Raw genomic sequence first — 23,448 nt, forward strand, 5'->3', positions numbered from 1 at the left:
CAACACAAACCCCGGTAACACCGTCTCCCCAGATAATTGACTCGGATTCACCACAATTTCCACCCCTTGTCCGGCGCGATAAATCTCCACCTGTTGCTGTTGCGGGTCAATTAACCAACCCAATTGTGTCCCATTGTCGATATACTCCTGTAACTTGCCTTGCAGTTTTGCCAAACTGTCCGACTCGGACCGCAATTCAATCACAAAATCAGGAGATAAGGGAACAAACCCTTTGCGCTGCGCTGGGGTTAATGCTTGCCAACGTTCTATACTCACCCAAGCGGCATCGGGAGAACGATTTGCACCATTGGGGAGGGTAAATCCGGTGGAGGAGTCAAAGGCAATGCCATTTCCCCCTTCTTCTTCAATCCATTTGACTAAAAAATAGGCGATTCTGATATTGCGATATCCCGTTTCGCCTCCAGTGGGGGGAGTCACAATTAATTCTCCTGTGGCAGTCCGTTCTAGTTTTAACTCAGGGTTGACAGAGGCGATCGCAGCAAATTGCTCTGGAGTCACCTGAAGGTGCAGGTCCCAGGGTAATTGCAAGGTGACGTTTTCCAATTTTATGGGGGTTGCGATCATGGTGGCTCATCCTCATACCGCTCTGATTTGATTGTAATGGATTAAAAGTGGCTTGAGATATATTATTTTTTTACAAAATTTGATGAATCGTTTCGACAATCTCCTCAATAAAATCAACAGCTTGCGTGACTAAAACTGCCTCAATATCCCGGCGACTACCAATTCCATAAGTCGGATCGATGTCAGCTTCATGGGCGATTTGGTTCCGGCGATCGACGATCGCCCTGAGTTGTTGTTTAATATCCTTCTGCGGTTTCCCCATTTGATTCGCCACTTCCTCCCACAGCTTTTTATCAGAAATTAATCGAATGGCATCCGCTATTTTGTCCGGGTGTTGAAAACTCTGATATCCCAGGCGTTCCCGAATTTCATCTTCTAGCCAATCTGTATTATTCAATTGGTTTTGAATAATTGTGGCGATCGCAGGCAACAACGCTGACACAGTATAAGACTGTTGTAAAAATGCTGGTCCTTGTGTTTGGGCAATGTCATTTTCTAGCCATGAGGCAATATCTAATGCTTTCAAGCGATCCTGTCTAGCACCCCCTAATGAAACTTGAAAGCGAGAAAATGAGGATTGAGCACTGTTTGGGGAAGGGGCGGGTTCCAAACGTTGACCTCGGTGAATCTCCAGCATTCCCAAAGTGACAACTTCATGGACATAGTAATCCAAGGCACTCACCCCTAGTACAAGGGCCGATCGCAACATATCCGATAAATCTAAAGCAGTCGTCGATTGAGCATTGAGCGAGTTATGAAGAGCAATCAAGTCTCTCACTCGACTGATGCTAATCCGAAATTGGTCAAGCGCTGACTGCATAAGCCGTAGAAGTTAGTCCTATAATTTTATCGGCTAAATCCGAAAATGTCTTTCTAAACTCCTCCTGCTTTTTTTGATTATTTTTTAGCACTATTCCGGTTTGACCTAATTGCTGAGTGGTTAACTCGTAAATTGGCACTTGATGCTGTTGAGATAGGGCAATCAGGTAATTAAAGTTTGAAATTTTACTTAAGCAAAAATCATCTTTAATATCTTGATTAAAATATTCCTGCTCTGGCAACATCATATTATGGGTTTTTAAGAGGGGAACTAATTTAGATTTAACATTCTGCTCTACTTTTGGCATCCAAGTTGTAAATGCTTTTGTTTCTCTCCCATTAATGATCCGGAAATTTTGTACAATAATCCCTAAAAATTTAAGGTTGACATCCGGGAATGGATAGGTCGCTTCTTTCAAAAGTTGAAGCGAATTCGCTCTAATAGCCCAAGCGTACCATTTAGGTAACACTTTCGCCAAAGAATCAATTACCATGACTGCAAAAAAATCAGCGGGAGTTGGCACTATGAAAAAGTCGCTAGTCATCAGGATATTTTGATTGATTGCACCTAAGCTAGGACTCATATCAATTAAAATATAATCAGCGTCAAATTTTTCCGCTGTTTTATCAAGCAAATCGGTAATAGCACCGGGTAAATTTCTGAGGGAATGAATCGAGCCACTGAGTTCCTGAGCAATCCCTAGAGTTGCTTCATATTCAGCAAACCCGACATGACCCGGTAGTAAAAATAATTTTTTTTGACCCTTAATCGGAATACAATCTACCGCTTCAATGGCTTTAGGCTGGGATTCAAAAGCAGGTGCTAACCCTTTTTTAATATTAGAATAGGTATGATAAATTCCTTCTATTCTCGCTTCATCATCTTCGGTTTCTTCCCCTAATGCCATCCCCGTCAGATTACACTGTGGATCTGCATCCACCATAATGACTCTCTTACCCTTTGAGGCCAGCATCCACCCCAGGTTAAAGGTGGTGGTTGTCTTGCTGACTCCGCCTTTGTGATTAAACAAGGCAATTTTTTGAACCATTGAATCAACCTCCAATTAATTGGTTAATTTTTTATTGAAATGTTTGCTATTTCAAGGCAATCAGCATTTTAATTCTGTAATTTTGTTTTGATTTTAAGGGTCTTTATAGCATTTTCGCTAATTCCTGCATCACCAAGGCTGACAAGTTTGGACCCTCAAACTAGAACAGGGTAAAATTTAATACTTTTGAGTTTACCATACTGGTGAGCCGACAGCAACCCTTGCCCCCACCCACCCTCCACCCCTGAACCTGGGACTGAACACTGAACTGAGCACAAAACTGAGCACTTTCCTCGGGTGAACCCGCTTACAGTGAAGACAGCACAGAAATGGAGGCCAATCTTATGTCTCAGATGCTCGATCGCAAACCGGCTGGTTTATACGTTGAAACCCCGGACTCTCAGCAAATTGCGTTTCCCCTCAAACATACGGAAGTGAGCGCTCAAGTTGCGGGAAATCTGTCCCGGGTGGAAGTTACCCAAACCTTTGAAAATCCCTTTACGACGACTTTAGAAGCGGTCTATATTTTCCCGTTGCCGGATGAAGCGGCGGTGGATGAAATGTTCATTAAAATAGGCAGCCGCACGATAAAAGGTCACATCAAACAACGCGAAGAAGCGCAACAAATTTACCAGCAAGCGAAACAACAAGGACGCACTGCTGGACTCTTAGAACAAGAACGAGATAATATCTTCACCCAATCCCTGGCTAATATCCAACCCGGTGAGCAAATTGATGTGATTATTCGCTATTCGGCGAGTCTGCAATTTGAAGGAGGAAATTATGAGTTTGTCTTTCCAATGGTCGTGGGTCCGCGCTATATCCCCGGTACTCCCATTGGAGAAAATGCGGTAGGTTCGGGTTCCGCACCGGGACCGATGTCTCAGAATCAAGATACAAATTTAGTTCCCGATGCCTCTCGGTTAAATGCGCCTATTTTACCGCAGGGAACTCGGTCCGGTCATGATATTAATATGACGGTGGAAATTGATGCGGGAGTGAACATCCAAGCGGTGCGATCGCCTTCTCATCAACTCCAAATTTCCTATCAAGGACGCCTCGTGCGCGTGGGGTTGGTTGGCAGCGATACGATTCCCAATAAAGACTTTATCCTCCGTTATCAGGTGGCGTCAGAAACCACTCAATCGACCTTACTGACTGAATCTGAGGACAAAGGCGGACATTTTGCCCTGTATCTTATCCCGGCTTTGGAATATGCTCCGGCACAAATTGTTCCCAAAGATGTAGTCTTTTTGATTGATACTTCTGGCTCTCAAATGGGTCCTCCCTTGCGCCAATGTCAAGCACTCATGCGTCGGTTTATCCAAGGATTGAACCCGGATGATACCTTTAGTATTATCGATTTTTGTGATACGACTCAGCAGCTTTCTCCGGTTCCTCTCCCCAATACTCCCCAAAATCAATACCGGGCGATCGCCTATATTAATCAGTTGACGGCTGGCGGGGGAACGCAACTGTTACGCGGCATTCAAGCGGTATTAAATTTCCCGGTGACCGACCCAGGACGATTGCGGAGTATTGTTCTGCTTACTGATGGATATATCGGCAATGAGAGTCAAATTTTGACCGAGGTGCAGCGCCATCTTAAATCGGGAAACCGTCTCTATAGTTTTGGTGCTGGGAGTTCGGTGAATCGGTTTTTGCTCAATCGGATTGCCGAACTCGGACGGGGAATTTCCCGGGTGATTCGTCATGATGAAGCGCCGGATGAGACGGTGGATCGGTTCTTCCGGCAAATTAATAATCCGGTGTTGGCTAATATTCAGGTGAGTTGGGAAGGTGAGGGGGAATCTCCGGTGATTTATCCGGCGATCGCACCGGATTTGTTTGCGGAACAACCCCTGGTTTTGTTTGGACGTAAACCGGATGCGGTTTCGGGAACCTTGCAGGTTTCGGGAATCGCTGCGGGGGGTACTCTCTATCAGCAACGGTTTGAGGTGAAGTTTGACTGCGAGGGAAATCCGGCTGTCGCCCAATTGTGGGGACGCTCCCGCATTAAGGCGTTGATGAATCAGATGGTGAGTGGAGAAACCAAGTCTGGCGTTGAAGCAGTCACCCAGACGGCGATCGCCTATCAACTCCTCTGTCAATATACAGCCTTTGTTGCCGTGAGCGAGGAGGTGCGCGTGGAGCATCCCGAGGCGGTGGTTTCCGTGCAGGTGCCGGTGGAAATGCCAGAAGGCGTCAACGCTGAGGGCGTTTTTGGCTCCCTTGCCAGTGTACCGGCACCCTATCAAGCGGCAAGATCGAAGCGTGCAATGGCTCCTCAGCGCCAGATGGCACGGAGTGTATCCATAGATGTCAATTTTTTGGATAATGAGCGAGCGGAGGACCAAGAAAAGTGCTTCATGATTTCGATGCCAGAACCGTCTGTGGACAAGATGCGATCGCCGCTTCCGGAAGAATCCTCAGACAGTGGGGATGCTGATTTTTATGCTGATTTTGAGGAGGAGGAAGATTTTGGTGGTATATCCTACTTTGACAGTGGAGATCAAGCCAAAAATGAATCTTCATCGGCCCCCAAATTTGAGGCCCCTCGCCGCTTGGAGTCCCCTTCAAAATCTATTGATGTCACCTTTCAAGCACCAAAACCGCCCATGCCGCCACAGCGGTTAGAGATTGTGAGTGTGACGGGATTAGAGGCTGAGGCGATCGCCTCGCTGACAGCCTATCTACAATCGATGCTGCTTCCTCCTGGGGTGAGTGGGGAACTGGTTTGGGAGTTGCGGATTAAGCAAGGACGAGTGAAACAGGTGATTCTGGATGACGAGCAGTCTTCTGGGGATGATCCGGAACTGGTAGAGGCAATTCGGCAATGGCTGTTTAGCTGGCGATCGGTAGGCTCCCTCGCCACTACCGTACTGCTGCGGGTGCGGATTTCCGCCTAGAGGCGGTTTAAACCCACCTCAAGCACCTGAAGCTATAGGCGGGGGGTCATGACGACTGGCATCAGCACAAGCGCCTTGACCCCCCGCCTGGTTCTTTTTCTCTCTGGGACAAAAAACTTTACAATTAATTTAGATTTTTCTGTCTTCAGAGCCTAGTCAAAACCAAAGGAGCGTGCTATCTTTATTAAACCGCTTTTCCAATCAAGCCAAAAGCGGTGGAGAGACGATCGCTGTTGCCTAAGCTTCAACCCGTCCCCAATGGGGTTCGCGTCAAGTCAATCGATAGCTCGTCTTCAATTCGGAGTGGGGAGTGAGAAAAATTCGCCTGCACCCTCGTGACAGCGGCGATCGCTGTTTTGGAAGCAGAGCGGTTAAGTCTTAAAGCAAACCATTGGCTGCTATCTCTGGTAAACATCCAGCGGCATTCCGGTCGGTGGGAATGGATAGATAGATAGATTGAACTCAGAGAAAGAAAACCCCGAGTCATCCTCAGCTTAACCTGTTGAGTTAAACCTCGCCGTTAACCGCATCAACGAGTATTTACCAATCCGGTTTCCGTCCATTCGTAACTAGGCTGTATCCCAGCTTGGGGGAATCCTGTATCTTGCACCCAAAGCTCGATCCACCTACCCAGATACCCGAACAATCGCCACAGGCACGACCCTAGAAACGTGAGTCCTGGGCGAATCAAAATCCGGATTAAGAAATCTACCTGAGATGCTGCTCTCTTCCCTGCCTGGGGGTAGAGGTAGTCTGGTGATTTACCCCGAATAATTTGAATCAATAACAAAACAAAAGGTTGAAAAATTTGTGAAACTCTCTAACAATTACGGACACTTGGTAAAATTTTTACAAGAAGAGTTGGCCCTGTCGCCTTCCTCCATCGATATGGCCCTCCGGCATGGAGAACAGAACCTCGGTCCTTTACCGATGATTCTTTGGCAGTATGGGTTAGTTTCCCTGGAACAGCTTGAGCGAATTTTCGACTGGCTGGAGAACCGAACGGCGCTCGACGGACATCTCTAAATCGGAGGACCAACCAGGATGAGACTTGATAGAACTGAGGATGCAGTCACTCGTGAGCATTAAAGTTTTAACGGGAAACAGCAATTGGGCGATCGCCTTCGGGTCTGAATTTAATCAAAAAATTTAAGATTTCCGCTTCTGAGCTAGAAACGGAAATCTTTTTGATGATTTCATGAATCCGTTCAGTTCCAGGCAGAAATAGGCCCCTTGATAGAGCCAGTGGATAGAGACCGGGCGATCGCCTTGCCAGCGCACCCTCCCCAACAACAATTCAGAGCAATCAAGCCCCAATTGTTTAAAAAAGCGGAAAATTTTAACAACAAATCCGTGACGAGCCTGGGATTGAAGCTAGAGAGGTTGTCGCGAAACCTGCTTTTCAAAGTAAGCTTGAGTTTGCTGTAACAACTGTTCTCGACTATCGCCAGCAGTTTGAGTCAGCGTCGGGACTAAATTCCGCGCTTGTAACGTCATGTGAAGCTGTAGGTGTGCCACATACTCACTGATATCTTCACGAACGATAGCAGAGTGGTGTTGATTCAGATTGTTAGCCAAAGTGTTCTCCTTACCTCAACTCGCGTCAAGTCCAATACCAATAAAAGTTACCATTAGTTCTACAAAACGTCTAGCTTTGCAACAAAGCTTAACGTTAGGGACCCCTTCTGTAGCGTTCTGTAACGTTTTCATCGCCACCCCTATCACAAGTCCGGTCCGTTTCGCATCCAAACTGTCATGCACCCCAGGGTACAAGTGGTCCCTCCCCCATTGACCCAGGGACCCGTAAAGACCCGAAAGATGTAAAAATTCCCAGAACTTGCTAAAACAAAAATAGGTGCAGCTTTCCTCAGACTCAAAAGCTCAGAAAAACTGCCCGAATTTCCAGGTGCTGAACACTGTAGCTAACAATCAAGCTATTGCCTGTACCTCATCGCTCCTTTAACCTTATAGCCGACTTGTTGGAGCTTTCCTCATGTTGTACTCCCCAGAGAATTTCCACCTGCTCAAGATATTTTTGGAACAGACTCCCCAGGCAATAGCGATGGTCGATCGCCAAATGCGATACTTGTTTGCCAGTCGCCAATGGTTGCGAGATTGCGGGTTTGCCAGTCGCGATGGCAACCCCCACTCCCCCGACTCAGCAGCAACCCAGACTCCGACTCCCCCGGTTGAGTCGATTCTGGGTCGTTCTCATTATGAAATCCTGCCTCGGTTTAGCGCAACCCAACCGACAACCGACAACCCAGAGGAAGCAGGAAGTAGCAACCTAGTCCTCTCCCTCGAATCCTGGAAAGAGGTCCAAGCGATTTGTTTAGCAGGGGGGGTACAATCCTGGGAGGAAGAGTTGAGCGCAGATGGCGATCGCCTCGAACGAGTCAAGTGGGAGGTGCATCCCTGGAAAACCGAGACGGGTGAAATCGGTGGATTGCTGCTGTTGAGAGAAATCACAGGGAGAACCTCAGAGAATGGAGACCCCTTAAATCAGTTCACTCCCAAAGCATCCAGCAATTCCCACCGGCGATCGCGATCGGATGAAAGCGATTTGCGTCGCCAAAGTCAGATTCTCGTCGAACTCGCACGCAGCAAAACCCAGAATGAGGGAAATTTAGAAGCGGCGATCGCTGAAATTACCGAAGCTGCCGCCAATACCCTCGCCGTCGAACGAGTGGGAGTCTGGTTGTACGATAATAACCAGACTGAGATTACCTGTATCAATCTCTACGAACGCACCGATCGCCTGCATTCCTCCGGCAGTCTGCTCCTGACTGCTCCCTATTCTCAATACTTCCAAGCGTTAGAAACCGAACGTGCCATTTCCGTCGATCATGCCATCACCGATCCCCGAACCCGAGATTTAGCCGATACCTACCTCATCCCCCTCGGCATTACCTCCAAATTAGATGCACCCATTCGCATTAGTGGCAAAATCGTCGGGATTGTTTGCTGCGAACATCGCGGTATCCCTCGGAGGTGGAAATTAGGAGAACGGAACTTTGTCGCTTCCATTGCCGATTATACGGCCCTGGCCTTAGAAACTCACGATCGCATCAAAACTCAAACCGAACTCGAATCCGCCAACGACCAACTCCAAGCGGTTTTAGATGCCGTTCCCGGGAGCATTTCTTGGTTTAGTTCCGATTTAGTTTATCTGGGGGTCAATGGGTACTTGGCGAAAACTTTTAACGCCAATCCCGACACCTTCCTCGGCAAAAAAATCGGCTTTTTAAAGGGGTCGCCGAAGTTTAATCACCTGGTCCCGGAATTTTTTGAAAATCCGGCAAAAGAAGCACAGCACGAAATTGAGATGACGGTTCGCGGGGTGAATCGGCACTTTTTGGTGGTCTCTCACAAATATCAGCAGGGACAGGCGGCAGTCTTTATCGGATTTGATATTACCGATCGCAAAGCGGCTGAAGCTGCACTCCAAAAAGCCAATGAGGAACTGGAAACCCGCGTTGCCGAACGGACTAAAGATTTGACGGAGGCGATCGACCAATTGCAAGGGGAAATTCGCACCCGCAGCCTTTTGGAAGAAACCCGCGACGTTTTGGAATTTTCCATCAACAATGCAGCGGATTCCGTGTTTTGGCTGACTCCCAATGGCCGATTTTTCTATGTCAATGATGCCGCTTGCATCACGTTGAACTACTCGCGCAAAGAACTGCTGTCCCTGAGTGTGCATGATATCAACCCCGATTTACCCGCAGAAGTTTGGCCGGAATACTGGGAGGAAATAAAAGAATTTGGGTCCGTCCGTTTGGAATGCCATCATCGCACCAAGGATAATCAGATTTTTCCGGTAGAAATTACCATTAACTATTTTCAAATTAAGGGGAAAGAATATAACTGCATTTTTGCCCGGGATATTACGGAAACCAAACGAGTTGAAACGGAATTGCAAAGAGCTAAAGCCACCGCAGAAGCCGCGAATTTGGCAAAAAGTGCATTTTTTGCCAATATGAGCCATGAATTGCGGACGCCGTTAACGACGATTATCAGTTATAGCGATTTGTTGCAGGAAGATGCGAAAGAGTTAGGGGTGAGCAATCGGGCTTTCTTTGGGGATTTGCAGCAGATTAATAAAGCGGGGAAAGATTTGTTGGTGGCGATCGATGATATTTTGGATTATTCTAAGATTGAGTTGGGTCGGATGCAACTGGAAGTTGAATGCTTCGAGGTGGGTGAGGCGATCGCCATGATTCTGGCGGAAATTGAACATAAGCTGATTACGAATAAGAATACCTTGACGATGGGAGGGGATGCGGAGTGGGGGATAATCTGTAGCGATCGGCATAAACTACAGCAGGTATTGTGGCACTTGTTAGATAATGCCACCAAGTTTACCGAAAACGGGGCGATCGGCTTAGAAATTACCCGAGAAGATACCCCAGATTTCCGACTCTTAAATGCCGCCTCCAAATTCAGTAAACCTGAACTAGAAACCACCGAAGAATGGATCGCCTTTCGAGTCCGAGACAACGGCATCGGCATCACCCCCGAACAACTGCAAGAGCTATTTGAGCCATTTAGTCAAATCCATACCTCTGATATCCATCATACTGCGGGTACTGGATTAGGATTAGCCGTAGCCCGGAGTTTGTGTCAACTCATGGGTGGAGATTTATTCGTAGAAAGTAATCCCGGAGAGGGTTCAACCTTCACCGTTTATTTACCCGCAAACCTCCAGAAAAATTCCGCCAATGCCGAGGCACTCAAGTCCAAATTAACCCCCAATTTTCCCGAAACTCTGTCCTCAGACCCTGACAAAACATGGCCAGAAGAAGAAGGATGGATATTTGATGATGAGTAATTCATCATCCAGTTCATTGCCCTCTCAGGTGCGTCAGATTATCTAATCCTCGCCCTGTCAAGTGGGCCAATTTAATGACAAAAAATCGGTATTTTATGTAGGGGTTTGGTCTCCAAACCCTCCAACATCATGGAGGGGTTTGGTTTCCAAACCTTTTTCAAGCTAATTATCCAACCCTATCATTTTGAATCAATTTAGTTCATCGAAATTTGCCCTAATGAAATCCCATATTACAGAACTTGCGCAATCTTTAACATTAAATACTAAATGTAGAGGCGATTCGCGAATCGCCTCTCCATTTAGGGTGAATTCTCAATATCTGCCTAAGCCTGGTTTTAGCCCAAATCCGGAGTTCAAAAGTCGTTTTTACTCTTTAGCCCGCGCAGGCGGGCTTCGTCTGTATAGCCCCACCCTTGAGGGTGCGGGTTTTTACAGACCTTTGACAACCGGATTCCGTATTAAACCATTCGAGAAACAGATAGCTCGTATAAACAAATCATCTAATCCAATCATTATTGTTTCATTAAGCTGTCTAATTTTTACCATTTTAGTCAACATCAAACCTGCATCAAGCCTTGGACAATCCAGGGATGAGGTTCTTGTTTCTGAAGAGATTTCTCAGAACCTTAACTTTGGGCAACATTTCCAAGAGTTAGGGGTTGAAGGTTCAATAATCATTGCTGAATTAAATGGCGATCGCATCTGGCAACATAACCCCCAACGCAATCAAACCGCCTTCCCCACCGCCTCAACCTTTAAAATCCTCAACTCTCTGATTGCCCTAGAAACCAGCGTCATTCCAAATGAACTAGCAGTGTTAACCTGGGATGGAATTCCCCGAACAATTCCCACCTGGAATCGAGACTTGAATCTGAGAGAAGCATTTAAACTCTCTGCCGTCTGGTTTTATCAAGTGTTAGCGCGCCGCATCGGATATGAGCGAATGCAGCAATGGATAACCCAAGTCGGTTATGGCAATCAAAACATTGGCACACCCGAAGAAATAGACCAATTTTGGCTACAGGGAAACCTCCAAATCACCCCCCAACAACAAGTGCAATTTCTGCGCCGTCTCTACGAAAACAATTTACCCTTTTCTGAGCAGACTCTTGCCTTAGTCAAAGAGATTATGATTTATGAACAAACTCCCCACTACACCATTCGAGCCAAAACAGGTTGGTTTGGATATGGAAATGAATCTCTCCAAAATATTGGATGGTTTGTGGGCTATGTAGAAACCGGAGATAATGTTTATTTTTTTGCAACTAATATTGATATTAACAAGCCCGAAGATGGACCCGCTAGAATTGAGTTAACTCGGCGGTGTTTGCAAGATATCGGAGTGCTGTAGCCAGTCTAAACTATTCTGAGCTTAAACTTAAGGAGTGGGAGCATCTTGCTCCCTAATGCTCATCCAGAGCAAGATGCTCTCACTCCTAAAAATCACCAATTCATTTACACTTACTATAGAAGCGTTAGAGATTTAGCAAACCCTGCGCTTGTTCTTCGCTTCCCGCCCTCCACTTGCTCACTCGACCTTGACGGGTCTACAATAAGGGTCTACAATACGGGGATTCAATACATACCATGAATTAGAGTAACTGAGGACAGCAAATCATGAAAGAAATTCATTTCATTGAGCGAGAGCACGTCAGACAATTAACCCAAGTTTACCCAGAGCGAGATGAGTGGGAAACCGGATACTGGTCGGTTAAACGTCAAAAAGCATTTGAGCTGATAGACTGTGAGCTTTATTTACACCGGGGTCAGAAAGAACCGGCATTTTTTGCGGGTATTGTTATCGGCTTTTACTGTTTTGATACCGAAGGAGTCGGGAGGATGAAAGAGAGAATTGTTTTTCGAGTCAAACGAGTCTCAGAGCTAGAGGGAAAGGTCACCCCTCAAGAGGGATGGGGAAATGAACAGAAAACTGTTTACTGATGTTTGATGGAAGACTTTATAATCGGTGGTATGAGTTGGCGTAAATTAGGTATAATTAGACCTTCATCACAAATCCGAGGGATTCATGCTGAATATAGAACTAGATCAAGAAACGGAAGCCTGTTTAGTGGAAATTTTGGCCAGGGAAAAAATTACCAGTGATGAATTGATTAAACGCTTGGTTAAAGAACGCTGGTTGAGTTTACAACCCCACCAAAGTATTGTTCAAAGACGTGGGGGACATCCTGAACATTTGTTAGAAGATGCGCCCCCTGGTTTATCAGAACGGGCCAATCGAAAAAAAGCAATTGCTAATTATTTGGAGAACAAGCATTCCCCACATCATTCGTAATGATTTATCATCCTGTAATTATTGTAGATAGTGGAATTTTAGTGGCTTACTACAGTTCCACCGATCGCTATCATCAACAGGTCCGAGTCTTCTTTGAAAGATGTACAAGTCATCTAGTCACTACGGTGAGTTGTGCTACTGAGGTTATGTGGCTACTTAGTCAAGATTGGCGTACACAAAATGAGTTTCTTCATGATCTGGCTATAGAACTTTATGAATGCATCCAATTGATTCCTGAAGATTTTACGCGAATTGCTCAACTGAATCAGCAGTATGCAGATTTGCCGGGAGATTTTGCTGATTTGTCTCTCATTGCAATTTCTGAACGGCTGAATATTCCGGCTATTGCTACTTTGGATAGTGATTTTGATGTTTATAGACGTTATCGAAAGCAATTTTTTGAACGGGCATTTATACCTAAAAACTGAAGCTATTTTTATTGGTCTTCAGGATGCCTAACGTAAGGATTCTGTTGGCGCAACGCTAGGGCGTAATTCACCAACAGAATCAGAAAGTAACTCGTGGGGGAGCGGTGGGAATGGATGCAATCCAGGGAATTTAGGGAAATTGCCTTACATCGGTCCCAGTTCTTACCGAGTGTTACTCAGTTGAGCAGTTCTCACGGTGAGTTCTAGGGTTTGAGGACCTCGTTGAACGGTGAGACGGAGGTCGCGATTGACGCCGCTATTTTCGACGATGCGCTGCAATTGGTCGGCGCTGGTGATGGGGGTGCCATCTACGGCCACGATCGCATCTCCAAGGCGCAATCTGGCCGCTTCTGCGGGGGAATCTCGCAAGACTCGCATCACTAACACGCCATTGATTTCTGGGACAATTAAGTTAGAATTACGGTCCTGATTGTTTTGGCGCGCTAGATCCGGGGTTAAGGTGACCATCTGAATCCCGATAAAGGGATGAGTCACCGTCTCACCTCTGGATAATATATCGGTGAGCGCTTTTGCTTTGTTGATGGGAATGGCAAATCCAATCCCTCTGGCGTTGGGACGAATGGCGGTGTTAATGCCGATGACTTGACCGCGATCGTTCAATAGGGGACCGCCAGAGTTGCCGGGGTTGATGGCGGCGTCGGTTTGCAAAAAGTCCACTCGTTTATCGGGGATGCCGACTTGGGAGGACGATCGCTCTAAGGTGCTAATAATCCCTAATGTGACGGTATTATCTAACCCAAATGGATTACCGACTGCGATCGCCCAATCTCCCACGCGCACTTGTGAGGAATCTCCCAACGGCGCAACGGGTAATTGTTCTCCGGGGTCGTCAATCTTGACCACCGCTAAATCGGTAACCGCATCAGTCCCGCGCACTTCCCCTTCAAATGTGCGACCATCTTTTAAAGTGACCGTGACGCGATCGGCATCACTGACCACATGAGCATTAGTGAGAATCAACCCATCACCGTCGATAATAAACCCCGAACCCTGACCCCGCAGGAGTTCTTCTTGCTGGGGGACTGGCACATCCGGTCCGAAAAACTCTCGGAACAAGGAATCATTAAAAAATGGGTCATCCCGACGGGCGATCGTGCGTTCGGTATTCAGGCGGACCACGGAGGGTCCGACGAGATCAACTGCTGCGGTGACAAAGTTGCCTGTGCTTCCCAGGTTTTGCTTGGGTTGGAGGGCCACTGTTACCGGGTTGGCGGGGAGGGAATTCACCGCAGACAAGGGAGTTGCTGCCGCAGAGAGTGACCCGAGGGGGTTTAACCAGGCGACTGCACTCCAAATCCCCATTAATAAATAAGTGATAAGGGTTCGCCAATTCGCACAAAATTTAGAAAAAGACATCGTGATTATTTATATCCGTCCGTAGAGTAAGAGCGAAAATCGAGGAGGCGACGGGTTACCCCATCACCCTCCCCTGATTCCACTGTAATCGAACTCGGCTGCACTCACAATCCTCTGAAGATAGATTAGTCAATTCTGGAAAGTTTTGAGGTAACCCCAAACCCTTCCCAGAAGTCGCTTCCCTCTTCAAGACTGAGGACAAGAAACCGGGTTTCTGGCCCTCATTTGTGGATCTTATCCAGAACTTGGTAAAAAACCCGGTTTCTAATCTCTACTGTATCCACCCTATTGGATTTTTCAGACCCTCAGAGATTTGTCCCCAAAAAGTTCCCTTCAAACCCAAGGAATTGTTATCTGAGGAAATCCTGAATGCCAGAAAATGGGTTTCTCTTTTGACTAGATTGTTAATTCGCAGATATTAGGTCAATCAACCACTTTGCTGGAGGTTGAGGGGGGCAAACCCGTTCAAGTTCAACCCCCTAAACTCAGGTTAGCCAATGTTCACTTTAACGACCTTGTTTTTCTCCTCTTCAGCTTTGGGCAAATTGAGCTGGAGAATGCCATTTTTGTATTCGGCTTGCACGTCGGTATTTTTCACCCGAGCGGGGAGGGGAATGACGCGGCGGAATTGACCATAGCGAAATTCGCTGCGGGTCATGCCTTGTTGTTCGGTGATGGTTTGGGAGCGGCGTTCTCCACTAATGGACACGGATTCGGCGGTGACTTGGACATCAAAATTCTCGGGTTCCATGCCGGGAATTTCTAGTTTTAGGTGAATGGCATCGCTGGTTTCTGAGAGTTCGGCAGGAGGAACGAAGGTCAGTCCGCCATTTTCTGTTTCGGGGGAGGAAGAAATGGTGTCAAATAAGCGGTTCATTTCCCGTTGTAGGGTGTCAATTTCCCGGAAAGGGGAGTAACGAATGAGTGCCATAATAGGTTGCCTCCTCAAGACTTGATGTTAGGTTGAGGTTTGAATTGCTTACCTCTTTCTGGAATTAATATATCTAAGTTTAGGGGAGGGGTAAGTTCGGTTTTGGGTATGGGGTGAGTGTAAATTACCGCACCTGTAGAGAGGAGAACGACTGAAGTCGTTACTACGAACATGGAGAACGACTGAAGTCGTTACTACGAACATTGGGAACGACTGAAGTCGTTACTACGAACATTGGGAACGACTGAAGTCGTTACTACGAACATTGGGAACGACTGAAGTCGTTACTACGAACATTGGGAACGACTGAAGTTGTTACTACGAACATGGAGAACGACTGAAGTTGTTACTACGAACATTGGGAACGACTGAAGTTGTTACTACGAACATGGAGAACGACTGAAGTTGTTACTACGAACATTGGGGAACTGGTAGAATCCTTGGGGGGTAGAGAAGGGGTCTCCCGGATTGGGGTTTAAATCGGGTGAATACCCCGGCGTTTGGATTCCTGGGAAGGGGCGCTTTTTCCTGGGAGTGCGCGCTTTGCTGATGATTCACTGTTGTTTATTTGGACTGTGGTTTCTGCTTATGTTGAGATTGACTCGCGATCGCCTTTACAAATCCCTGAAATCGCTGAATCTGCTGGGATTGATGCTGATGTTGGTTAATGTGCCGTCCCCGGTGAAGGGACAAACGCCGCCATCCTCTCCACCTCCGCGCTTTTGTCAGTCGCAGTTGGAACCGACGATCGCCGGGATTATCAATCGTCCTCAGTTACGGCGCACCCGATGGGGTATTCTGGTGGAAACTTTGGATGGTTCCGGCGATCGCACGCTTTACAGTCGGGATTCTGAGCAGTTTTTCATTCCTGCCTCGACTGCTAAATTGCTCACAAGTGCGGCAGCGTTACAGCATCTTGGTCCTGACTTTCGGATTCGCACCTCGGTTTATGGTTCTAATCCGACTGGGGACCGGATTGACTCGGTGCGGATTGTGGGACGGGGTGACCCGACGATTGGGAAAACTCAGTTAGAGGCGATCGCCCAACAATTGCAGCAACAAGGCATCCGTCAAGTTGGGGAACTGATCGGGGAAGATAGTTATTTCATCGGGTCTCCCGTCCATCCTAACTGGGAATGGGAAGATGTCCAGGCGGGATATGGTGCACCCGTTAATAGTCTGATTTTTAATCAAAATAGTGTGGATTTTACCTTGACTCCCCAGGGATTAGGACAACCGTTGTCGGTAACTTGGGCGAATCCAACGGAACAAACCCGATGGCAAATTGAGAATCGTTCCACGACGGTTTCGACGGATTCCCCGGAATTTTTGGAAGTAGGCAGAGAGTTCAGTAGACCGATTGTGCGAGTGGCGGGTCAGTTGCACGTCGGTTCACCGGAAGAAGATGTGTCGATTTCTGTTGCAGAACCTGCGGAGAACTTTTTAGGGTATTTCCGCCAAGCGTTAAATGGGGTGGGAATTACTACGGGAAGGGAGATGGTGAGTGACCAGTTTAGAAATATGCCGAATCAGCAAGAATTAGCGGCGATCGTCTCACCTCCCTTATCTGAAATGACGGTGGAAGTGTTGCAAAAGAGCAACAATCTTTATACAGAGATTTTGCTGCGATCGCTCGGTGCCAATCCCCAAGGGAAAGGCAACAATCCTTTGCCAGAAGAGACGCGGGAGGCGGGTTTACAAGTGTTGAAAGCTGCTTTAACGGAATTGGGAGTCGATCCCACCAGTTATGAGTTAGTCGATGGTTCTGGACTCTCTCGCCGAAATTTAGTCAGTCCCGAATCCTTGGTGCAAACCCTGCGAGGGATGGCGAGTTCTCCCTATTTTGAGATTTACCGGGAAGCGTTACCTTTAGCGGGGGTGAGTGGTACATTGCGAACCCGATTTCGGAATACCCCGGCAGCGCAAACGGTTCGGGCGAAAACGGGTACGTTAACGGGGGTATCTGGGTTGTCGGGGTATGTTCCCAATTCGGACTATAATACGGTGTTGTTTAGCATTCTGGTTAATCAATCGGACCAATCTGCGGCCATGTTAAGAGCGGCGATCGATGAAATTGTGGTGGTGTTGACGCGATTGGAACGCTGCTAATTTTCTAGGTCTTTAATTTTCGCCCAAATTGCCCCCTGCCCCCGTCGTCGTAGGGGGTCGAGCCCTTCAGCTGGGCAAGTTGAAAGGAAACAAACTCGACCTATTTTTAATAAAAATTAACAAGAAAGCCCGGATGGGGAGGGGCAATGGGTTATAAAAATTAACAATAAAGCCTGGAGCAAGAGTGGTAATTCCCCAGGGTTTTTAGTTAGGGTGAAGTGTGGAAGAGATGGCCGTTCCCTAAACCCTGACTTGACAAGGCAAGGATTGGAAATTACGGTAGAAAGAGCAACGGGCATAAAATTTTCCCAATACCCCTCGAACTCCTCAAAACTTACCACTCTAAATCCCACCAACCGTAAAAAAACCCAGACAGACAAAGCCGCTAGAGTAGGGAGTTTGAAGAGGGGTCTGGATTTCTCCCGGGTCTCCCTCCATTGGACAATTCCGCGCCCTCCTCTTTCTTGGAAAATGTAGGGGTGATTTGCTTTTAACCCCTACAAGAATGATTTAAACTAAGGATATAGGGATATCTATTTGGGGAAAGATTCGGAAGATATATAGCGAACCTAAATCATTCTGATAAGGGATCTAAGCCTAAGAGCCTTTTAGGGCGAGCATCAAGCGGGGTAGAGAGGAAGCCAGGGGAGGCTATCTGCCCAAGAAAGTTCCATACTCCGACGCTGTGACTAACCATCATACTGAGACGGAGCCGCAACCACTAGGGTGAATTATGAACCGCATTTTGCTCCTAATTGAGGAACACCAAACCCGTAACCTTTTAATACAACAGTTAAGCCCACGCTATGAAGTCGTAACGGTCGAATCAAACCAGGTGAAGAGGGTGGCGGGGGAAGTTCACCCGGGCTGGAATGGCCTAGATTTATGCATTAGCGATCGCCTCGGGTTGGCGACTTACCGTTCGTCTGGGGAATCGGGCAACCCCAGCCAAGCGGGTGATTGTCCCCTGTTGTTGGTGATTCATCCCGGAGAGTGGGATATTTTGCAATCCCATCGGGAAGCAGAAGAAAGCGCAACCCAGGAGAGAACCCTGGGAGTCCGGAGATATGACGATGCGATCGCCGCCCCGATCCAGCCGCCGGAACTCTTCTGGAGAGTCGAAAAACTCTTAAGCACCCGCGTCCGAGTTAGCCCTTGCGAGTCCCCATCCCTCTGGGCGGCCCATCCTCCCAACCCAGCAGAATCCCCGACTGCCTGTAGCCCCCATTTGCAACGACACCTGCAACAAAAAGATCAACTCTTCCGCGCTTTTGTCGAAGAAATCCGTGACTACGCCATTTTTCTGCTCGATTCAACCGGAAGGATTGCCAGTTGGAATCGCGGCGCACAGAGACTGCTCGGTTATTCCTCTGCTGAGATTATCGGCAATCACTTCTCCTGTTTTTATCCGGAAGAAGATATTGCCACCGGCAAACCCCAGCAAGAACTCCAACTCGTCGCCACTGCCGGACAATGTGAAGATGAAGGATGGCGCAGGCGACGGAACGGAACCCGGTTTTGGGCCAATATCACCCTGTCGGCATTGCAAGACACTCAGGGACAATTAGTGGGATTTTCCGTGATTGCCCATGATCTGAGCGATCGCAAAGCCGTAGAAATGGAACTCTGTTCCCTCAACCGCGCCCTCACCACGATCTGGGAATGCAATCAAGTCATGGTCCGTGCCCAGGAAGAATCCGAACTCCTCCACGAGATCTGCCGGATCATCGTCGAAACCGGGGGCTATCGACTCGCTTGGGTCGCCTTGTCGGAAGCGGAAGACGCCACGCAATCGGGGTACCAACACCCCCCGCAACCTGCCGCCTTCGCCGGAGAGGCGGGGGAGTATTTACAACAAATCCAGGCATCCTGGAAACCGAACCGACAATTTAAAGGCATGACCCGCACCTGCATTCAGACGGGTAAATGTTGCCTGGTGCAAAATATCCAAACCGAACCCAGTTTTGCCCCCTGGCGAGAATTGGCCCTCAACCAAGGATTGAACTCTACCATTGCCCTACCCCTGATTGGCAAAAACAAAACCTTTGGGTCCCTGCGGATTTATTCAGGAACCGCCAATGCCTTTGATATTGCCGAAGTGGAACTCTTAGGAGAACTCGCCAATGACCTCGCCTACGGGATCGTCGCCCTACGCGATCGCGCCGAACGCCAACGAGCCGAATCCGCCCTCGCCAAAAGCGAAGAGCGTTACCGGAGGTTAGTTGAACTTTCCCCAGAAGCCATTATTGTCCACAGTGAGGGCAAAATCGACTTTATTAACACCGCCGGGGCAAAACTGCTAGGGGCCACCAGCCCAGAAGCCTTGGTGGGGTTACCTGTCCTGGATTTCGTGCATCCCGACAAACGCGCCCTGGTCGAGGAACGAATTGAGCAGATTTTAACCGAACATCAAGCCGTTCCCTTTATCGAACAACAGTTTGTGCGCGTCGATGGGACTATGGTTCCCGTGGAATTAGCCGCCACCCCCATTGGCGAAAAAAATGGCATCTTAAACCTGCTCACCGTGGCCCGAGATTTGAGCGATCGCAAGCGGATGGAGGCTGCCTTACGCGCCAGCGAGGAACTCCACCGGATCACCCTGAGCAATATCTCCGAAGCGGTGTTTATCACCGACAGCAATGGGGCGCTGACCTATATCAGTCCCGCCGTGCGCTTCATCTGTGACTATTCCGTAGAAGAAGCCCAACAATGGCGCTACATTAACGACCTCCTGGGTGATGACCTGTTTGCAGCAGAAGAACTCGATCGCCTGGGGGAAATTCACAACCTGGAACGGACCATCGTAGATAAAAACGGAAACCCCAGAACCTTACTGGTGAGCGTCAAACAAGTGGCGATCGAAGGGGGAACCCTGCTTTATACCTGCCGGGATATCAGCGAACGCAAACAAGCCGAAGAGGCCCTGCGCGAGAGTGAAAATCGATTCCGCACCACCTTCGAGGGGGCGGCGATCGGGATGAAAATCATCGATTTAGAGGGACGATTTCTGCAAACGAATCCGGCCCTTCAGGGGATGCTGGGATACACTCAGGCTCAGTTGCATGACTTTACCTTTGAGTCAATTACTTATCCCGAGGACCTATCCACCAGCCGACAACTGTTTCAGGAACTCGTCGCCGGTGAGCGCGATCGCTACCAACTGGAAAAACGCTACATCCATGCTCAAGGTCACTGCATCTGGGTCCGGCTGAGTCTCTCTTCGATTCGAGATACTCAAAACTGCTGGCAATTTGCGATCGGCTTAGTCGAGGATATCACCGAGCGCAAACAAGCCGAAGAAGAACTCCGACTCTACCGCAACCACCTGGAAGAACTGGTGGCGGAACGGACTGCTGAACTCCAGCGGATCAACGAACGCTTAAGAACCGAAATCTCCCGACGAGAACAAGCCCAACAAGCCTTAATCCGCGTCACCCAAGCGGTGGAAAGTACCAGTGATGCCGTCCTAACTATCGATATTACCGGGCAGGCTATCTATCATAACCGCGCCTTTTTAGATTTATTTGAATGCACCGTGGAGGAACTGAATCAGGCCGGTGGACTGCCTTCTTTATTTGCAGATTCCACCTTGGGTCACGAAGTGTTTAATCTGATTCACCAGGGCAATAGTTGGAGTTCAGAAGTGCTGATGCGCGGACGAACTCATCGGTCCTTTGTCTTACCCCTAGGGGGCGATCGCAGTACCGTCAATACGATTTCCATCTGGCTGCGGGCGGATGCCGTGACCGATGAAAACAATCAACGAGTCGGTTCGATCTGTGTCTTAACGGATATTACCGACCGTAAACAGACTGAGGCCGCCTTGCGCGAAAGTGAAGAACAATTGCGAACTTTAATTAACGCCATGCCTGATGCGATCTGTTTTAAAGATGGTCGCGGGGCTTGGTTAGAAGCAAACCAAGCGATGCTGAAAGTCTTTGACATGAGAGATTGGGATTATCAAGGGAAAACCGATGCCGAGATTGCACAGTTGAACTCGTTTTATCGGGATGCGTTTTTGGAGTGCGAACGGTCCGATGAGGAGGCATGGAAACATGGGATTCTCTGCCATAAGGAAGAAGTGATTCCCTGTTATGATGGCTCTGCGGTGATTTTAGATACCCTGAAAGTGCCACTGTTTCACAGCGATGGCAGTCGCAAAGGGTTAGTCGTGATTGGTCGGGATATCACGGAACGCAAACAGGTAGAAGAGGAACGGCTGCGTCTGGCTTCCATTGTGGAGTCTTCCGATGATGCGATTATTGGCAAGACCTTAGATGGGATGATTTTAAGCTGGAATGCCGGTGCTCAGAGAATTTATGGCTATACTGCCGAGGAAGTGAAGGGGCGATCGATTTCAATTTTGATTTTGCCCGATCGCCAAGAGAGCGAGTTACGCCTGTTGGAAGGGATTCGCCAAGGATCGAGCATTGACCATTATGAAACGGTGCATTTGAAGAAAGAGGGCTCGCCGATCTATGTGTCGTTGACGATTTCTCCGATTAAAGATGCGGCAGGGCGGATTACGGGAGTTTCCACCATCGCCCGGGATGTGACGGACCTCAAGCGGGTCGAGGATTCCCTGGAACGTCTGCGCCATCAAAATGAGTTGATTTTAAATTCCGCAGGGGAAGGTATCTGCGGCATGGATATTCGCGGCAATACGACGTTTATCAATCCCGCTGCCACGAAAATGTTGGGATATTCCATGGGGGAATTGTTGGGGGCTCCGTTGACGATGATTTTGGGAGCCAACTTTCTGCCGGAGGAGGTGGGGGACCCTCCAGATGGGGGGGAAGACTGTTTAGCGCCTCCGCTTTATGCGGCGATCGCTGATGGGTCAGTCCATCACGGCACTGCGGTGTTTTGGCGCAAGGATGGCACGAGTTTTCCCGTGGAATACATCACGACCCCGATTCAAGAACAAAATGAAATTAAGGGGGCGGTCCTCACGTTCAAGGATATTACGGAACGTCAGGGGGTGGAACGGATGAAGGATGAATTCATTTCGGTGGTGAGTCACGAACTGCGAACTCCCTTAACTTCGATTCGCGGATCTTTGGGTCTGCTGGCGAATGGACTGCTGGAGTCCTATCCGGAAAAGGCAGGGCGGATGTTACAGATTGCGGTGTCGAATACCGATCGCTTGGTCCGGTTGATTAATGACATTCTTGATTTGGAGCGCATCCAGTCGGGTAAAGTGACGATGGTTGAGCAGTATTGCAATGCCGCTGATTTGACGATCTCCGCAGCGGATGCCATGCGGACAATGGCGGATAAGGCCGGGGTGACCATCTGCGTCAACCCGATTCCGGTGCAACTGTGGGCAGACCCCGATCGCATTTTTCAGGTCTTGACTAATTTGCTGAGTAATGCACTCAAGTTCTCGCCGGAAGGGGGTCAGGTCTGGTTATCTGCCTCTCTCACTTCCCCAGGGTCTCCAGATTTCCTCGATTCGTCCATTCCTGAAGTGCTGTTTCAGATTAAAGATCGGGGACGGGGGATTCCTCGGGATAAACTAGAGACAATTTTTGAACGCTTTCAACAAGTTGATGCCTCCGATTCTCGCAAGAAGGGCGGGACAGGCTTGGGGTTAGCGATTTGTCGCAGTATTGTCGAACATCACGGTGGTCAGATTTGGGTGGAAAGTGTCGTGGGTGAGGGCAGTTCGTTCTATTTCACCCTGCCGGTGGAACGGCCCAATCCAGACTCAGGGGAAAAAAATTCTGATTGGATTAGGACCGCAACCCAAGGCTCAGGGATTGCGGTAGAATCAGGCGATCGCCAGGAAGAAGGGTTGACTCAGGATCATCCGGGACCCTCTGAGAACAACCCTCGGGCTCATTCGCCTACCCCGTCGCCCATTGTGGAGGAAATCGCGCCGTTGAAAGGGCGATCGTGATTCTTCCCCACTCCCCCAACTCCCTCCCTCCCGGCCTCATTCGGGACAGATTTGAGGAGTTGAGGGACCCGGTGAAATCGGGAAGTTGCCCGGTTGGTGCGCTCTTGCTCGTTAAAATAGAGAAGCTGTTGGCCGCACTGATACGGAATCGGGTTGCTCTAGGTCTATAAAAACCCACACCCTCAAGGGTGGGACTACACAGACAAAGCCTGCCT

16 protein-coding genes are annotated in these 23,448 nt (G+C 48.4%); 9 read left to right on the forward strand and 7 right to left on the reverse strand.

The genetic code is table 11. The features are described from left to right. From NG833_RS05335 to NG833_RS05345, 3 genes are all read right to left on the reverse strand, one after another. The coding region (locus NG833_RS05335) for a Uma2 family endonuclease (protein ID WP_254564270.1) at nucleotides 1-585 on the reverse strand (585 nt) is incomplete at its 3' end. A 70-nt stretch (nucleotides 586-655) separates the two neighbouring features. Beyond that, nucleotides 656-1,405: a HEPN domain-containing protein gene (locus tag NG833_RS05340; protein ID WP_254564271.1), complete on the reverse strand. Its 750-nt coding sequence runs from the start codon at nucleotides 1,403-1,405 to the stop codon at nucleotides 656-658. Further along, the gene (locus NG833_RS05345) at nucleotides 1,389-2,453 is read right to left on the reverse strand and encodes a ParA family protein (RefSeq protein WP_254564272.1); all 1,065 of its coding nucleotides are present in this window, start codon (nucleotides 2,451-2,453) and stop codon (nucleotides 1,389-1,391) included. The genes NG833_RS05340 and NG833_RS05345 overlap by 17 nt, the downstream gene beginning before the upstream one ends. A gap of 344 nt (nucleotides 2,454-2,797) precedes the next feature. On the opposite strand from NG833_RS05345, the gene NG833_RS05350 reads away from it, so the two are divergent. Beyond that, nucleotides 2,798-5,362 carry a VIT domain-containing protein gene (locus tag NG833_RS05350; RefSeq protein ID WP_254564273.1) on the forward strand — a complete coding sequence of 855 codons (2,565 nt, stop codon included), beginning with the start codon at nucleotides 2,798-2,800 and terminating at the stop codon, nucleotides 5,360-5,362. Between the two features lie 244 nt (nucleotides 5,363-5,606). Here NG833_RS05350 and NG833_RS05355 read toward each other — a convergent pair whose 3' ends face one another. Further along, nucleotides 5,607-5,777: a hypothetical protein gene (locus NG833_RS05355; protein ID WP_254564274.1), complete on the reverse strand. Its 171-nt coding sequence runs from the start codon at nucleotides 5,775-5,777 to the stop codon at nucleotides 5,607-5,609. 395 nt (nucleotides 5,778-6,172) lie between these two features. Here NG833_RS05355 and NG833_RS05360 point away from each other — a divergent pair, with 395 nt between their 5' ends. Then, nucleotides 6,173-6,388 carry a DUF2949 domain-containing protein gene (locus NG833_RS05360; RefSeq protein WP_254564275.1) on the forward strand — a complete coding sequence of 72 codons (216 nt, stop codon included), beginning with the start codon at nucleotides 6,173-6,175 and terminating at the stop codon, nucleotides 6,386-6,388. Nucleotides 6,389-6,736: 348 nt separating this feature from the next. Here NG833_RS05360 and NG833_RS05365 read toward each other — a convergent pair whose 3' ends face one another. Further along, entirely contained in the window at nucleotides 6,737-6,940 is a 204-nt protein-coding gene (locus tag NG833_RS05365) for a hypothetical protein (protein WP_254564276.1), read from the reverse strand. A 415-nt stretch (nucleotides 6,941-7,355) separates the two neighbouring features. On the opposite strand from NG833_RS05365, the gene NG833_RS05370 reads away from it, so the two are divergent. The 5 genes from NG833_RS05370 to NG833_RS05390 all read left to right on the forward strand — a co-directional run bounded on the left by NG833_RS05370 (nucleotide 7,356) and on the right by NG833_RS05390 (nucleotide 12,914). Continuing rightward, nucleotides 7,356-10,193, forward strand: coding sequence for an ATP-binding protein (locus NG833_RS05370; RefSeq protein WP_254564277.1), 2,838 nt, complete (start codon nucleotides 7,356-7,358; stop codon nucleotides 10,191-10,193). Nucleotides 10,194-10,680: 487 nt separating this feature from the next. Then, on the forward strand, nucleotides 10,681-11,544 hold the full coding sequence (gene blaOXA / locus NG833_RS05375) for a class D beta-lactamase (RefSeq protein WP_375293881.1): 864 nt from the start codon (nucleotides 10,681-10,683) through the stop codon (nucleotides 11,542-11,544). A 266-nt stretch (nucleotides 11,545-11,810) separates the two neighbouring features. Next, nucleotides 11,811-12,134 carry a hypothetical protein gene (locus NG833_RS05380; protein ID WP_254564278.1) on the forward strand — a complete coding sequence of 108 codons (324 nt, stop codon included), beginning with the start codon at nucleotides 11,811-11,813 and terminating at the stop codon, nucleotides 12,132-12,134. 85 nt (nucleotides 12,135-12,219) lie between these two features. After that, a complete protein-coding gene (locus NG833_RS05385) occupies nucleotides 12,220-12,486 on the forward strand; it encodes a hypothetical protein (protein WP_254564279.1) in 267 nt (88 codons plus the stop codon). Further along, nucleotides 12,486-12,914: a type II toxin-antitoxin system VapC family toxin gene (locus NG833_RS05390; protein WP_254564280.1), complete on the forward strand. Its 429-nt coding sequence runs from the start codon at nucleotides 12,486-12,488 to the stop codon at nucleotides 12,912-12,914. The genes NG833_RS05385 and NG833_RS05390 overlap by 1 nt, the downstream gene beginning before the upstream one ends. Before the next feature lie 162 nt (nucleotides 12,915-13,076). Here the strand turns inward: NG833_RS05390 and NG833_RS05395 are convergent, their stop codons facing one another. Then, nucleotides 13,077-14,291, reverse strand: coding sequence for an HhoA/HhoB/HtrA family serine endopeptidase (locus NG833_RS05395; protein ID WP_254564281.1), 1,215 nt, complete (start codon nucleotides 14,289-14,291; stop codon nucleotides 13,077-13,079). Nucleotides 14,292-14,781: 490 nt separating this feature from the next. Next, nucleotides 14,782-15,222 carry an Hsp20/alpha crystallin family protein gene (locus tag NG833_RS05400; RefSeq protein WP_254564282.1) on the reverse strand — a complete coding sequence of 147 codons (441 nt, stop codon included), beginning with the start codon at nucleotides 15,220-15,222 and terminating at the stop codon, nucleotides 14,782-14,784. Nucleotides 15,223-15,810: 588 nt separating this feature from the next. Here NG833_RS05400 and dacB point away from each other — a divergent pair. Then, complete coding sequence (gene dacB, locus NG833_RS05405; RefSeq protein ID WP_254564283.1) at nucleotides 15,811-17,331, forward strand: D-alanyl-D-alanine carboxypeptidase/D-alanyl-D-alanine-endopeptidase; 1,521 nt, start codon at nucleotides 15,811-15,813, stop codon at nucleotides 17,329-17,331. Nucleotides 17,332-18,064: 733 nt separating this feature from the next. Further along, a complete protein-coding gene (locus NG833_RS05410) occupies nucleotides 18,065-23,233 on the forward strand; it encodes a PAS domain S-box protein (RefSeq protein ID WP_254564284.1) in 5,169 nt (1,722 codons plus the stop codon). Nucleotides 23,234-23,448 lie beyond the last annotated feature (215 nt).

The organism is Oscillatoria sp. HE19RPO, from assembly GCF_024220515.1.
In the GTDB taxonomy this organism is placed as follows: Bacteria; Cyanobacteriota; Cyanobacteriia; order Cyanobacteriales; family Laspinemataceae; genus Laspinema.

Coding starts and splice junctions, on each gene's coding strand:
- NG833_RS05350 (WP_254564273.1), top strand. CDS start 2,798: ATGTCTCAGATGCTCGATCGCAAACCGGCTGGTTTATACGTTGAAACC.
- NG833_RS05370 (WP_254564277.1), top strand. CDS start 7,356: ATGTTGTACTCCCCAGAGAATTTCCACCTGCTCAAGATATTTTTGGAA.
- NG833_RS05400 (WP_254564282.1), bottom strand. CDS start 15,222: ATGGCACTCATTCGTTACTCCCCTTTCCGGGAAATTGACACCCTACAA.
- NG833_RS05390 (WP_254564280.1), top strand. CDS start 12,486: ATGATTTATCATCCTGTAATTATTGTAGATAGTGGAATTTTAGTGGCT.
- NG833_RS05395 (WP_254564281.1), bottom strand. CDS start 14,291: ATGTCTTTTTCTAAATTTTGTGCGAATTGGCGAACCCTTATCACTTAT.
- NG833_RS05385 (WP_254564279.1), top strand. CDS start 12,220: ATGCTGAATATAGAACTAGATCAAGAAACGGAAGCCTGTTTAGTGGAA.
- NG833_RS05410 (WP_254564284.1), top strand. CDS start 18,065: ATGAACCGCATTTTGCTCCTAATTGAGGAACACCAAACCCGTAACCTT.
- NG833_RS05355 (WP_254564274.1), bottom strand. CDS start 5,777: ATGTTTACCAGAGATAGCAGCCAATGGTTTGCTTTAAGACTTAACCGC.
- NG833_RS05340 (WP_254564271.1), bottom strand. CDS start 1,405: ATGCAGTCAGCGCTTGACCAATTTCGGATTAGCATCAGTCGAGTGAGA.
- dacB (WP_254564283.1), top strand. CDS start 15,811: ATGTTGAGATTGACTCGCGATCGCCTTTACAAATCCCTGAAATCGCTG.
- NG833_RS05380 (WP_254564278.1), top strand. CDS start 11,811: ATGAAAGAAATTCATTTCATTGAGCGAGAGCACGTCAGACAATTAACC.
- NG833_RS05345 (WP_254564272.1), bottom strand. CDS start 2,453: ATGGTTCAAAAAATTGCCTTGTTTAATCACAAAGGCGGAGTCAGCAAG.